General features: G+C 65.3%; 11 protein-coding genes. 4 read left to right on the top strand and 7 right to left on the bottom strand.

Annotated features, from left to right (window positions below; translation table 11 throughout):
* Nucleotides 1-49 precede the first annotated feature (49 nt).
* Nucleotides 50-1,930 (bottom strand): cellulose synthase catalytic subunit, encoded by a 1,881-nt coding sequence (locus tag EJ071_RS30210; protein WP_126101115.1) that lies wholly within the window; start codon nt 1,928-1,930, stop codon nt 50-52.
* Nucleotides 1,931-2,492: 562 nt separating this feature from the next.
* Between EJ071_RS30210 and EJ071_RS30215 the strand changes: the two genes are divergently transcribed.
* Together EJ071_RS30215 and EJ071_RS30220 are read left to right on the top strand one after the other, a co-directional pair.
* Entirely contained in the window at nt 2,493-3,404 is a 912-nt protein-coding gene (locus tag EJ071_RS30215) for a glycoside hydrolase family 26 protein (protein ID WP_126101116.1), read from the top strand.
* A 208-nt stretch (nt 3,405-3,612) separates the two neighbouring features.
* Nucleotides 3,613-4,038, top strand: coding sequence for a DUF995 domain-containing protein (locus tag EJ071_RS30220; protein ID WP_245460034.1), 426 nt, complete (start codon nt 3,613-3,615; stop codon nt 4,036-4,038).
* Nucleotides 4,039-4,066: 28 nt separating this feature from the next.
* On the opposite strand, the gene EJ071_RS30225 is transcribed toward EJ071_RS30220, so the two are convergent.
* A complete protein-coding gene (locus tag EJ071_RS30225) occupies nt 4,067-4,894 on the bottom strand; it encodes an AraC family transcriptional regulator (protein ID WP_126101118.1) in 828 nt (275 codons plus the stop codon).
* A gap of 100 nt (nt 4,895-4,994) precedes the next feature.
* Here EJ071_RS30225 and EJ071_RS30230 point away from each other — a divergent pair, with 100 nt between their 5' ends.
* Entirely contained in the window at nt 4,995-6,173 is a 1,179-nt protein-coding gene (locus EJ071_RS30230) for an amidohydrolase (RefSeq protein ID WP_126101119.1), read from the top strand.
* A gap of 64 nt (nt 6,174-6,237) precedes the next feature.
* The gene (locus EJ071_RS30235; RefSeq protein WP_126101120.1) at nt 6,238-7,404 is read left to right on the top strand and encodes a hypothetical protein; all 1,167 of its coding nucleotides are present in this window, start codon (nt 6,238-6,240) and stop codon (nt 7,402-7,404) included.
* Nucleotides 7,405-7,614: 210 nt separating this feature from the next.
* Here the strand turns inward: EJ071_RS30235 and EJ071_RS30245 are convergent, their stop codons facing one another.
* Genes EJ071_RS30245 through EJ071_RS30265 form a run of 5 tightly spaced genes read right to left on the bottom strand, consistent with a single transcriptional unit; the run spans nt 7,615 to nt 12,818 of the window.
* Nucleotides 7,615-8,616 (bottom strand): Rieske 2Fe-2S domain-containing protein, encoded by a 1,002-nt coding sequence (locus EJ071_RS30245; RefSeq protein ID WP_126101122.1) that lies wholly within the window; start codon nt 8,614-8,616, stop codon nt 7,615-7,617.
* On the bottom strand, nt 8,613-9,758 hold the full coding sequence (locus EJ071_RS30250) for a GNAT family N-acetyltransferase (protein WP_189521296.1): 1,146 nt from the start codon (nt 9,756-9,758) through the stop codon (nt 8,613-8,615). The genes EJ071_RS30245 and EJ071_RS30250 overlap by 4 nt, the downstream gene beginning before the upstream one ends.
* On the bottom strand, nt 9,755-11,011 hold the full coding sequence (locus EJ071_RS30255) for a F390 synthetase-related protein (protein ID WP_126101124.1): 1,257 nt from the start codon (nt 11,009-11,011) through the stop codon (nt 9,755-9,757). Before EJ071_RS30255 ends, EJ071_RS30250 begins: the two co-directional genes overlap by 4 nt.
* Complete coding sequence (locus EJ071_RS30260; RefSeq protein WP_126101125.1) at nt 11,008-11,841, bottom strand: MBL fold metallo-hydrolase; 834 nt, start codon at nt 11,839-11,841, stop codon at nt 11,008-11,010. The genes EJ071_RS30255 and EJ071_RS30260 overlap by 4 nt, the downstream gene beginning before the upstream one ends.
* Nucleotides 11,838-12,818, bottom strand: coding sequence for an NAD(P)-dependent oxidoreductase (locus tag EJ071_RS30265; protein ID WP_126101126.1), 981 nt, complete (start codon nt 12,816-12,818; stop codon nt 11,838-11,840). The genes EJ071_RS30260 and EJ071_RS30265 overlap by 4 nt, the downstream gene beginning before the upstream one ends.
* Nucleotides 12,819-12,820: the final 2 nt, after the last annotated feature.

Consider the following 12,820-nt stretch of genomic DNA (forward strand, 5'->3'; position numbering starts at 1 on the left):
AGCGGATCGTCGGGTTCAGACTGGCTGTGTTCGAAGGGCGCTTGCGGCCTTAGCGCGGCGCGTCCCAGCCGGGGTCGAAGTAGAAATTGCGCGAGCCTATGTCGCCCATGCCGGCACCGGAAACCACATAGGCGATCCTGACGATGCGGAAGCCGCCGGCACCCTGCTGAAGGCCATAGATGCCTTCCAGTCCGCGATCGTAGAAGCCGGCGACCGGTACGCCGAGCGCGAGCAGCGCCAAGGAGGCGTGCAAGGCGAATTTGCCGGCATTGGCGCGCAGCGAGATCCTGTTTTCGGCAATGTGCTTGGCAATGATGACCACAACCAGCAGGCCGTAGAGGAAAGCATTGAAGGCGGCGAACCAATAGAAGCCGGTGGCATCGAAGGGATGCCTGACGGTGAGCACAGGCAGGGCAGCGCCGATCGCCAGGACCACATAGGGCGCGAAGGCACGCGCGGGCAAAAGGTGCTTCGGGCCGCTGCCTTTCGGGGTGACTCGGAAATCGACGAAGGACTTCGTCATATAATCGCGGACCGCCGACAGCGTCCCCCACAGCACCCAGGGCCAACGCGCGAAGAACAGGAACAGCGTGCCTTCCCAGCTCAACGTCTTCGCGGTCAGGGGTCGCGATAGGCCGAACGCCTTCAGCATCATCACCAGCCCGACCAGCGCCACCGAGTTGGGCAGGTAATAGAGGACGAAATCGGCATACATGACGTTGGCGAAGTTGCGCCCTGTGTAGAGCGCATAGATCGGCATGACGTACATCATCAGCGCGAAGAGCGCGAACAGCGGGTACCAGAGCTGGCAGAACAGGAACTGGAACTTCAGCCGCGACGTCAGCTTGTGGAAATATTGCGGCGTGTATTCGAGCAGGATCGTCACCAGACTGCGCGACCACTGGAATTCCTGCGTGACGAGATCGGCGAAGGTCCGCGGACCGTCGCCATGGGCAATCGCATCGATGGCGTGAACGCCGCGCCAGCCGGCGGCATTGATCAGCATCGAGGTGGAATGATCTTCGGCTAGTTCCGGACCAAGCCCGCCGGCCTCACGCAGGGCCTTCGTCCTGACCGCGTAGTGCGAGCCGATGCAGAGCGGCGCGCCGCCGCCGGTGTGGCCGGACTGCAAGGGGCCGTGGAACATGCCTTCCGGGAACAAGCGGCCGCGCGCCGCCCAGCTTTCGCCGGCATTGTTGTCGCAGATGCTGGGCGCCGAGACATAGCCGACGGCCGGATCGGCGAAGGGATAAAGGATTTCCCTCAAATAGGTCGGTGACGGCACATGGTCGGCATCCATCTGGGCGACGAAGTCGTAGCGCTCATAGCCGTAGTGGTCATAGAAGAAGGCGAGATTGCCTTCCTTGCAGCGTGTCCTGCGCGGCCAGGTCTTGCGGTGATAGTCCTCGCGGCCGCGCCGTGTCGAAATCATCACGCCATGCGCATCGCACCAGCGGCCCGTCTCCTCCGACGGATCCTCGTCGGCCAGCCAGGTGTCGTGCGGATAGTCCTGCGCGAGCATCGCCTCCAGCGTGCGCTGAACGACGGCGAACGGCTCGGATGGCGCCTTGGTGACCACCATGGCGACACGCGAGCGCTTGGGGACGGCATGCAGCTTCGAGGATTTCCGTGAGGCATGGACGTTGAGCAGGAAGTACATCGGCATCAGCGTCAGCCAGGCCAGCACGATGGTGGCGAAGGCATATGGCCCGATATGCTCGACGTGTTCCGGCCGCAACCACCAGGACCAGAAGAAGATGAGCGTGACAAACCAGAAGGCGAGGCCGAGCCGAAGGATCAATTGCTGCCGGGGCGACAGAACCGGCACGAGATAGGGGCCCTTGGGGCCAGCGCCGACAGGAGCCCTGCCGCGCCGGCTCGCACGCCCCTCTTTGCCGCCGACAACGCCGGCATCCAACGAAACGCTCATACCAACCCGCCGCCACTTCCGCCCTCGCCCTTGCGGCCGAAAGCGTTCACATCCCCAAGGTAGAATCAGCATCTCCTAATGGAGAGTCAACAGAATTAAGCTTGCGTTGACCAAGCTTCTTGAGAACTGGTTAACCTCATCTCTTGGGCGGACAGCCTTTTGCGGCTTGGCGCGCCACGTCGAGGGGATTCCGACGACAGCGAAGCCGACGGCCGTAGGCGCTTTTTGCAACCGTCGCGTTAACCATGCGGCCCCGATATGGTTAAGTAACGGTTAATTGCTCTTGACTCTGGGCAAGCATAGGCTCTTATATCAGGAAGGGTTAATATCGTAATGTTGACGCGAATTTGTGAGTATCGCGGCGACAGTCTCCCGGGGATTCCAAGGTATAGGCACCCGAGGGATTACTGTGATGGACGGCCTCGCGCCAAAGCTGTGCCCGTCCCAGTCGCTCAGAAAACCCGCAGTTCACGTCGGCGGACCGATTGGGTTTGCGTGCCGATCCCTATCGGCACGCTGTGGCGAGCTTCAACATCCTTCGTTGAGGCTATGGAGGTTGGGCATGAAATACCCCACAGCAACCGCACTTGTGTCGGCATTTATCGTCGGCCTTGTCCTGCCGGCGTCGGCGGGATCGCCTTTAGGAACGGATCCGGTGCAGACGAGTTCGGCCGCGTCGGCATTCGGCTCCTACGATCCCTATGGCGACTTCAGCAACGACAAATCGGCCACCATCGAGGAGCTCTTCCTGCCTTGGGAAGACGTCGATCTCTCGACGCTGCCGCTGGCTGACGCCTACGCTCTGCAGCGCGGCCGCTCGCTGCTGATCACCATCGAGCCGTGGACCTGGTCGAAGGATTGGCGCATCACGCCGCCGGAGCTGCGCAACGGCATCTTGAGCGGCAGATACGACGCCAACATGCAGGCGATCTGCAACCTGGTCGGACAGATGAAAAGCCCGGTGACGATCCGCTGGGCGCAGGAAATGGAAGACACCAACGGCCGCTTCACCTGGGCCAACTGGGCGCCGAAGGACTGGATCGCCGCCTACAAGCGCGAGGTCGATGTCTGCCGCAAGGCCGCGCCCGCGGCCAAATACATGTGGTCTCCCAAGGGAATGGACGGCCTCGAGAAGTACTATCCGGGTGACGACTATGTCGACGTCATCGGCCTGTCGGTGTTCGGCCTGCAGAAGAGGGACAATGACGAAACGGGCCGCGACCGCACCTTCGCCGAGACGCTGAAGCCCGGCTACGACCGTGTCGCGAAATTCAACAAGCCGGTGGTCGTGGCCGAGCTCGGCTATGTCGGAAAGCAGGACTATGTGACGAAGTGGGCGGAAGAAACCCGCAAGTCCTATGCGGAGTTTCCGGCCCTGACCTCGGTGGTCTACTTCAACCAGAAGGAAACGTGGCCGTGGCTGAACGGCTATGGGCTGCCCGACTGGCGGGTGACCCAGCACGTGCTGCCGTAAGACCGCAAAGATCAGCCCGTCCCGGCATCCGGGACGGGCTCCAGCTTCAAGTTCAAAATGACAAGCTCCAAAGCACGGCCTTGGAGACGGGGTGTAGGCGTGGCGTAAATCAGTAGGGGGGAATAAAATCGTGAAAAGGACGTTGGGGAATTTTGTTGGAGCAGCGCTTGCCTGCTTCGTTTTTGTTGTCGGCTCGCAGGCCCCTGCGATGGCCAAGGCCGCGAACAAGGTCGGCAACCAGGCGTCAACAGCGGCCGTCCTCTCCGACGAGGGCGTCTACCAGCTTTATCAAAACCATTCGTGGCTGTGGGGCAAGAACGGCACCGCCTTCTTCGCGGTGAAGCAGCGGCAGTTCGACGCCTGGACCTCGGACAAGGGCAAGCCTGGTTATGGCGACGGCATGTGGTTCATCCCTGGCGGCGGCAAGGTCTGCTACCGGGTGACCTGGCGTGGCGGGTGGGGGTCGAAGAAATCCATGACCTGCTTCGAGCATCGTCAGGCCGGCAAGGTGATCTATCAACGCAAGTTGCCGGATGGCGAGTGGTACGCATTCAAGGACCAGCACGGCAAGTCGAAGTTGCGCTATGGCGACTATGCGAGCGGCAAGATGAAGCGCATCAAAGCGAAGCTGTAGTCCAGCGAGCACCCGCAACAGGCAGCGCTCAGGCCGCGGCGCGCCAAGCGCCGGGCGACAGGCCCTTGATCGTCTTGAATACCCGGGTCAGATGGCTCTGATCGGCGAAGCCGGTCGCAACAGCGATCTCGGCCAGCGGCATTTCGGTCTTCATCAGCACCGAGGCGGCGCGGATGCGGCGGTCGCGCAGATATTGGCCGGGCGTCATGCCGGCGGCGCGGTGGAAGTCGCGGATGACCTGGAAGCGGGTGACCCTGGCCGCCGCCGCCAGCTGCGCAAGGTCGAAGCCGGCCGAAAGATCGGCGGCGATCAGCTCGCCATAGAGGCGGAAGCGCCTTGCTGTCTCGCCGGCTTCCGAAGCATGGTCCCGGACCTTGCCATCGCCGAAGCGCTTGGCGAGTTTGCTGAGCACCACCAACATCGCCGCTTCCTGATCGAGCTCTCCGGCGAGGCGATGAGCACGCACGAAAGCTCGCGCCAGTTCCGGCGCCTGCACGATGCCCTCGCTGAACATCGGCAGTCCGCGCAGCTCCAGATCCTCGGCGATCTCGGCCATCAAGGCGGCGTCCGGATAGCAGGTGCGATAGGCCCAGCCGGCGGGTGCGCCCTTCTCGCCGTCATGCGGCTCTTCGGGATTGACGATGATGATCGAACCCGCCTGGGCCAGATGCTGGCGGCGGCCAATGCGCAGCTTCTCGACGCCGGCCACGACGACGCCGAAGACCCAGGTCGGGTGCGTGTGCAGCGCATAAGCGTGGTCGCGGTAGCGGGCGGCGAGCATTTCGAGGCCGCCGAGGCTCTCATGCCGCGTCAGCTTTGCTGCTTCGCGTTCTCTTTGCTCGCTGGCGTCACTCATCAGGACAAGCCTTCTTCAAACCGCCCTGCCCGTCAATCCCGTTCAAGACGCGAGCCGGGAACATCGGCAACATCGCCGCAAACGAAGCGGAGATAAGACGATGCGGGAAAACGACGGGATAGCGGCGATCGTCTCCGAGGTGATCGGCTGGCGGCAGGCGATCCACGCCAATCCGGAACTCGGCTTCGCCGAGCATGAGACGGCGGCTTTCGTCGCGGCGAAGCTGACGGAATTCGGCCTGACCGTCCACACCAACGTCAGCGCCACCGCGATGGTGGCGACGCTGACGAAGGGCGCGAGCGGCAAGGCGGTCGCGCTGCGCGCCGAGCTGGACGCGCTGCCGATCAAGGAAGCAACGGGCCTGGCCTACGCCTCGCGCAAGGATGGCGTCATGCATGCCTGCGGCCATGACGGCCACGCCGCCATGCTGCTAGGCGCGGCGAAACTACTGGCCGAAAGCGACAGTTTCGACGGCACCGTGGTGTTCGTCTTCCAGCCGGCCGAGGAGGTGCTGGGCGGCGGCAAGAAGATGATCGAGGACGGACTGCTGAAGCGCTTCCCGGTCGAGCAGGTCTTTGCCGTGCATAACTGGCCGGGCTTTCCGGAGGGCCATATCGGCGTGCGTGCTGGGCCGCAGATGGCGGCGGTCGACGATTTCGAGATCGTCTTTCGCGGCAGCGGCTGCCACGCGGCGATGCCGCATCTGGGTGACGATCCGCTGCTTGCCGCGGCAAGCTTCGTGAGCGCGATCCAGCGGCTGGTTTCCCGCAGCATCGATCCGCTGTCGCCGGCCGTGCTGTCGGTGACGCAGATCCACGGCGGTCGCTTCAACAATTTCGTGCCGGGCGAGGTGAGGGTCGAAGGCACCTGCCGCTTCTATGACCGCGCGCTTTCCGATCATTGTGCGGCCGAGATCGAGCGCGTTGCGACGTCATGCGCCGCCATGCACGGCGCCAGCGCCGAGCTCACCTACAGGCGCGGCTACCCGCCGGTGGTGAATCCGGCAAGCGGCGCGGCGCTCGCCGCGCAAGCCGGCGCGGATACGGTCGGCGCGGAACGTGTCGCGACCGAGTTCCAGCCCAGCATGGGCTGCGAGGATTTTGCTTTCCTGCTGCAGGGCGTCGGCGACGGCGCCTATGTGTGGATCGGCGCCGGCGATGTCGGCCCGGGCGCCGGACTGCATGGCGACCGTTTCGTCTTCAACGACGCCATCGTCCCGATCGGCATCCGCTTCTTCCTCAACGTCGTGCAGCGCGCGCTGCCGGTCGGCGGAAAGTAGCGCAATTGCCAAGCAAGGAGTTTTCGCGCAACGGTTCGAGCGATCGAAACGACTGCGAGACCTGATGCCGGGGGTTGACAAGACCGTGCTCATCACCGGAGCGCGCGCGCCGGTGGCGCTGCATCTGGCGCGCCTGCTCGACGCCGCCGGCCGCCGGGTCATCCTTGCCGACACCCCGACGCGGCCGATCGCCACCGCGAGCAAGGCCTGCGCGCGCTATCATCGCCTGCCGCCGCCGCGCTTCGAGCCGGGGGCTTATGCCGAGGCGGTGGAAGCGCTGGTCCGGGCTGAAAGCATAGAATTGGTCATCCCGACGTGCGAGGAGGTTTTTTATCTCGCGCTGGCGTGGCGCGAACGGCCGATGCGGGCACAGCTATTCGCGCCGGGTATCGAACAGTTGGCTGAGGTGCACAACAAGCATGCCTTCATCCGGCTGGCCCAGCGCCTCGGCCTAGCGGTGCCGGAGACCACGCTGCTCAAATCTCGCGACGATCTGGAGGCGGTCCGCAGCCATTGGCGCAACCTGGTGTTCAAGCCGGTCTGGTCGCGCTTCGCCAGCCATGTGCTGCTGCGTCCTACACCGGATTTTCTCGACGCCATCGCCCCCTCGCCCGCCACGCCGTGGGTGGCGCAGCGCTTTGTCGACGGCGACGAGATCAGCGCCTATGCGGTGGCGCGCGCGGGCAAGCTGAAGGCGCTGGCGCTCTATCGGTCGCTCTATCGCGCCGGCAAGGGCGCCGGCATCTTTTTCGAACGGGTGGAGGACCGAGCAGCGCGCGAGCTGGTCGAGCGCATCGTCGCCGGCACGTCATGGACCGGGCAGATTTCCTTCGACCTTATGCGCGAAACGGGCGGCCGGGTGCTGCCGCTGGAATGCAATCCGCGCGCTGTGAGCGGCCTGCATTTCTTCCGCGATCCGGTGCGTTTCGCCGACGCAGTGCTGGAAGGCGGCCCGGAAATCATCCCCGACGTCATCGCGCCGCAAACGGTGCGGCTTGCCATGTGGATTTATGGATTGCCGGCGGCGTTGCGCTCAGGCGGCCTCGGCCGTTTTCGGAAGGCGATGCGCCAAGGCCAGGAACTGCTCGACTGGCCGGGCGACCCGGCGCCGGTGAAGGCGCAGTGGACGGCGCTGTCAGAGATCGCCGGTGCGGCCTGGCGCCAAGGGATCAGCCTGCAGGCGGCGTCGACGCGGGATATAGAGTGGAATGGGCCTGCGGATTGTTATTGACGCTGGCGGGACAGCACCCCCCTCTGGCCTGCCGGCCATCTCCCCCGCAAGGGGGGAGATTACCAGCTTCGCCGTCGGCGCCTTTATTGCAGTGTCGGAGATTGGCGAAAGCCGGCGCGACAGCCAATCTCCCCCCTTGCGGGGGAGATGTCCGGCAGGACAGAGGGGGTGTGACGGAACGCGACGCATCCTTGCTTTGTAGCAACCCATTCACAGCTCAATCTGATGCACCCTCGGCACGGCGGCCGCCGGCGGCATTTTCCCCTCCATGATCGCCGCGATATCCCGGCGCAGGAAATCGAGCGGGCCGATTATCGGCAGCGCCTGTGGCGCGAAACGGGCGTTGTCGCTCGCCGATTTCAGCACGCGGCGGTCCTGGTGCAGCGCGATATTGAACAGTGGCTTGAAGGCGAGCGCCTTCAGCTCACCAAGCAAGCCCTGGCGCCGCCCGATCAGCCAGCCTACGCCCTCGACGGTGCGTTCGTCGGCCTGACGCAGATGAAAGGTCGTGGCGAGCACCAGCCCATCCCTGCCCCAATATTCAAGCTCGGCGATGCCGGGATGGCGGAAGCGGCCTATGGTCCTGGTCCGCTCGCCTTCGAGCAGCCGGCTGATCAGCCCTTGCTGGCGCTCTTCGCCGGTATAGGTCGCCTCGACCCAGCCCTCGCCGCCGGTCACCTCGACCCGCACCAGATGACGCTTCGAGGTCAGGCCGCGCAGCAGGCCCTTGTGCGTGAAATGGGTGTGGGTGGCATCGAGGATGTTTTCGGCCGCATCGATCACCGTTGACTGCGTCGATGAGCGCACCCGCCGCGCGATGATGTCCTTGCCCTGCATACAATGGAGATAGGGTTCGCCCTGCGGCACGCCGGAGGAGACGAAGACGACGCCGTCGCGCTCGATGGCGGCGAAGCGGCGCACCCGGTAATGCGGCATCTCGCCGACATGGCCGGGAATAGTCGTGCAGCGGCCTTCGCCGTCATAGCGCCAGCCATGGTAGGGGCATTCGATCTCGCCGCCGGTCACCTTGCCGGTCGAAAGTTCCACCAGACGGTGCGGGCAGCGGTCGAATAGCGCGGCGATGCCTTGCGCCGAGCGGAATAGCACCAGCGGCGCGCCATCGAACAGGATGCGCTTCGGCCGCTTGCCGATGCCGGCCGAGAGCGCTACCGCCTGCCAAAAATCCGTCCCGTGGTCGCGGCGCTCGCTCACAGTTCGAACCTCCTGAGCAAAGGGATGCCGACCAGCGCCAGCACGGTTTCCATGGCGCGGATCGCCATTCGCCGGCGGCGCGGAAGATGGCCGGCGTAGACGGCGTTGTATTCGATCGCGGCAATAGCGCCGCGCCGGCGCTTGAAGCCGGCGGCGCCGGCGCTCATGTTGAAGAACAGGCCTTGCGCCGTGGCATGGTCCTGCCCCATCGCCATCACCATCCGGTAGAGCCCCTCGCCGAGCGGCAGGCTGGTGTCGTAGCCGACGATCGGCTGGGTGAGCGTGCCGCCGTTCTCGAACAGGCCGGTGACGGCGACCAGCTCGCCGCCGGGACGGCGCAGGCCGGCAAGGCTGATGATGCCGCGCCGATGCATCTCGGCGATGTAGCGCGCCGTGTAGTGCGGATTGAGCAGCGTGTATTTTTCCAGATAGAGCATGTTGTAGAGCGCCTCGGCGCGCGCATAGTCGGCCTCGGTGAAGTCCGCATCGCCGACCCGCTCGAAGGGCGTGGCGCCGAGTTGCTTGCGGTCGAGCTTCATGTTCTTGGTCATGGCGGGCGCGGCGCTGCGGTCGGCGAAGATGTAGATCTGCCGCGCCGCCAGCATGCGAAAGCCCTCCGCCTTCAGCGCGGCAATGGTCGCCGGATCGGCGATCTCGTTCAGCGAGCGGATGAGGATGGCACGATCGGGAAAGCGCGCGACCAGCGCGGCGCGGAGCGCCGCGACCGTCTGCCGGTCGAGCAGCGGCATAGGATTGGTGGAATAGAGCCAGTTGTTGACCTGCACCTGATGGTCGAGGCCGCTTGCCCTGACCAGCGACGCGCAGGCACCGATCAATGCCTGAAGCGCGCGGCGCAGCAAAGGATGGGCGGCGAAGTTGCGCGTCTCGTCTATCGCGTAGTCGATATAGGCGCTGGAGGGGCAGCAGATGTAGCAGTTCGGTGCGTCGCCCGCATCGTTGAGCGTCAGCGGGAAGGTTCGGCCGGCGACCTCGAAAGTCTCGACTTTGGTCGTCAGGTTTGCAACGAGGTTGCCTACCGGCATCTCATTGAAAAGTCGGACGAATGCCTCAACCTTTGCCGGCTTGTTTTCGACCCGGTCGGCTTGCTGTGCCGGCCTTGCCGCGATGGCCACCCGGCTCATGGAACCCGCTCCAGCCGGCATTCGACGCGGCGCAATTTGCGGCTAGTCTCCAGCGGCAGCGGCGCACGCACCAGCGTGACGGTTGCGGTAGTACCTCGTCCCTCCAGCAGCGAGCGCACTGCCTGAAGCGCCGCTGCCGCAGCATCGTAGGCAAGGCTGGGTGGGAGTCTCAGCTCGATCGCGTCCGGCGCGGTCTGGACGAGCCGAAAATCGTCGATGCGGCGGTCGGCCTTGAGCACGGCGTTGCGCAGCACATCCGGCGTGACGAGGATCGGACCGCTTTTCGAAAGGAACCGGAAGACATCGTCCATGCGGCCGACGACTTCTTCCACGCGGCGTAGCGGCGAGCCGCATTTGCAAGGCTGGCCTGAGAGGCGCAGCAGGTCATTCATGCGGTAGCGCGCCATGATCTGGGTCTGGCGACGGAAGGCGGTGACCAGTGGCGTCACCAGCCCCTCGCCCGCCGGCTCGAATTCGAAGAAGACTGAGTCCTCGGCGAGATGCAGGCTGCCCTGCCGGCAGGTCACGGCGAGCAAACCTTCGGTCGCCATGTAGATCTGCTCGAGCCGCAGCCGGAAGAAGGCTTCGATCACCGGGCGGTCGACCGGATCGAGTGTCTCGGCGGCCGAGAAGATACGCTTTGGCGCAAGTCGGAACCCCTCCGCGGCGAAATGCCTGAGCATCTTCGGCGGCGCGATGACCACCGTCGGGTCGAAGGTTTCCAGCGTCTCGCGCCAGCCCTCCGGCCCGAGCGTCAGGTCGAAGAAGGCGAGCTTGATCAGCCTCGACCTGCGGGCGCCTTCGTATAGCCCGGTGTTCTGCGGCAGGATGACGGCGACACGCATGCCGCGCCACAGGAGATCGGGCGCCGCCTTGGCGAGGATCGCGCCCAGCCAGCGGTATTTTTCCGCCTCGGAAATCACGAACAGGCCGCGATTGCCCGACGTGCCGGTGCTGGCTCCGACGGTGAGACTGTCTACGCGCCCATCGCGGGCCAAGGCTGCCCAAGCCTCGGCGGCGGTGATGCCATGAACATTGAAATCTTCGAAGCGCGCCATCAGCAGCGCCTTGTCGGCGATCGGCAGGTCGGTGAGACGAGCCGGCGCGTGGCGATAGAAGGGCGCGCGCGGCAGGTCGCGGTCGAGGAAGCGACGCAACGCTGCCGCCTGCCAGCGCTCGAAGTCGCCGCGGCTCTTGCGCGAAACCCAGCGCGTCAGGGCAAAGGAGCCGACCGCTTCCGCCAGAGCGTTCATCCCGCCTCCAGATCGCTCGATGCGAGATCGTAGGTTGTCAGCGCGGGATCATGGCACAGCATCACCTCGCCGCCGGCAGCGAGGAAGCGGCGCAGCATGGCGCTGGTCGGCTCTATCGCCGCGGCATCCTCGGCAATCAGCGTGGCCGGGAAGCCGGGCGTGCGTTTTTCCGTCAAGGCGGAGAGCAGCCATTGCACATCGACGGCGTAGAGGAACGGCCGATCGATCCGGGCAAAGAGCAGGCCGAACTGGCCATCGGCATGGCCAGGAAGATCGACGGCGATGACGCTGCCGTCGCCGAAGAGGTCCACGCCGCCGGGAATGTCATTGCGTGCTTCGACGTCCGGCTTGGAGGACAGGCCGTCCAACCGCGTTTCGAAATCCGGCGGAAAGAGCTCGGTGAAGACGCCGTGGCGCACGTTCTGCCGCGGCGTGCGCGCCTTGGCGTGGGCCCAGGCAGCGTCGCTGGCGATGAAGCGGGCGTTGCGAAACAGCGACAGTCCGGAAATGTGGTCGGCATGGAAATGCGTGACGATGACGGTGCTGATGTCATCCGGCGACAAGCCGAAACGCCTCAGCACCGGCGAGACCTGTTCGGCGGCGTTAAGCTCGGGCTTCAGCAGCGCGCCGTAGAGGCGCAGCATCCGGCCTCGTCGCTCTCCTGAAAGCGCTTCCGGCGTATAGCCGGTATCGACCAGCACCGGCCCTGCAACGGGATGAAAGATCAGCCCGTAGCGGACGCGCAGCCGCACGCTTTGCCAGCTGCCGCCGTGCAGGATCAGCCGCTCGGCGGCGCTGACCCAGGCGCTGTTGGCGAAGACGATCTTCATGCGACACCTGTGGCGAAGGTGCGGTCGAGCCCCTCTTCGAAAGAGATTTTGGGCGTCCAGCCGAGCACGCGTCTCGCCTTGGAAAGATCGAGGCTTTGGGCATAGGCGAAGAGGCCGAGCCCGTAGCGGGTGACCGGCGGCTCGGGCCGGCCGGGCAGCCTGAGCGCCACCGTTTCCATCAGGCCCGCCGCGAGCATGGCCGGCAGCAGCGGCATCGGCCGCCAGCGCGCCTTGAGCCCGGCGCGGACGCAGGCCTCGTCGGCGATGCGGCGCACCGGCAGCACCTCGCCGCCGGAGATGTTGAAGATCTGACCCTCGGCCTCCTTCGGCGCCGTAAGCACCGCGATGACCGCATCGACGACATCGTCGACATGGGTGAGATCGATCGAAGCCTTGCCGCCGCGGAACAGCGGCAGCGGCCGGCTCTTCGCCGCCTTGAGCAGGCGCGGCAGCAAAGCGCGATCGCCGGCGCCGTAAATGCCGCGCGGCCGCAGCACCACGGGGTGGACCGCAGGTGCGGCGAGCACGAGCTTCTCCGCCTCGCGCTTGGTGCGGGCGTAGTGGTTGACCGGATCGGGCAAAGCCGTGTCCTCGGTCAGGCCGAGCTGGTCGCGAAATGCAAAGCAGACGGACGGGCTGGAGATGTGGACGAAGCGGCTGGTGCCCTGGCGCTTGGCGAAATCGACGAGGTTCAGTGTTGCCGCGACATTGGCCGCCACGAAATCCTGCAGCCGGCCGAAAGGCGACGAGAGTGCCGCGCAATGGATGATCCGCTCAACCCTGTCGAGCCTTGGATCGCACGCGCCATCGAGCGGCTGCGCAAGATCATGGCGGATGATGCGATGGCCGGCGGCCTCCAGCGCGGCGCAGCGTGCCGCATCGCGGCCGAGACCTAACGCCAGCGTGCCCGAAGCCGCCAGCCGCGCCAGCACGTGGGAGCCGAGAAAACCGCTGGCGCCGGTAACAAGCACGACCATCG

This window comes from Mesorhizobium sp. M1B.F.Ca.ET.045.04.1.1 (assembly GCF_003952465.1).
In the GTDB taxonomy this organism is placed as follows: domain Bacteria; phylum Pseudomonadota; class Alphaproteobacteria; order Rhizobiales; family Rhizobiaceae; genus Mesorhizobium; species Mesorhizobium shonense.

Coding starts and splice junctions, on each gene's coding strand:
- EJ071_RS30215 (WP_126101116.1), top strand. CDS start 2,493: ATGAAATACCCCACAGCAACCGCACTTGTGTCGGCATTTATCGTCGGC.
- EJ071_RS30260 (WP_126101125.1), bottom strand. CDS start 11,841: ATGAAGATCGTCTTCGCCAACAGCGCCTGGGTCAGCGCCGCCGAGCGG.
- EJ071_RS30210 (WP_126101115.1), bottom strand. CDS start 1,930: ATGAGCGTTTCGTTGGATGCCGGCGTTGTCGGCGGCAAAGAGGGGCGT.
- EJ071_RS30250 (WP_189521296.1), bottom strand. CDS start 9,758: ATGAGCCGGGTGGCCATCGCGGCAAGGCCGGCACAGCAAGCCGACCGG.
- EJ071_RS30230 (WP_126101119.1), top strand. CDS start 4,995: ATGCGGGAAAACGACGGGATAGCGGCGATCGTCTCCGAGGTGATCGGC.
- EJ071_RS30265 (WP_126101126.1), bottom strand. CDS start 12,818: ATGGTCGTGCTTGTTACCGGCGCCAGCGGTTTTCTCGGCTCCCACGTG.
- EJ071_RS30235 (WP_126101120.1), top strand. CDS start 6,238: ATGCCGGGGGTTGACAAGACCGTGCTCATCACCGGAGCGCGCGCGCCG.
- EJ071_RS30225 (WP_126101118.1), bottom strand. CDS start 4,894: ATGAGTGACGCCAGCGAGCAAAGAGAACGCGAAGCAGCAAAGCTGACG.
- EJ071_RS30255 (WP_126101124.1), bottom strand. CDS start 11,011: ATGAACGCTCTGGCGGAAGCGGTCGGCTCCTTTGCCCTGACGCGCTGG.
- EJ071_RS30220 (WP_245460034.1), top strand. CDS start 3,613: ATGGCCAAGGCCGCGAACAAGGTCGGCAACCAGGCGTCAACAGCGGCC.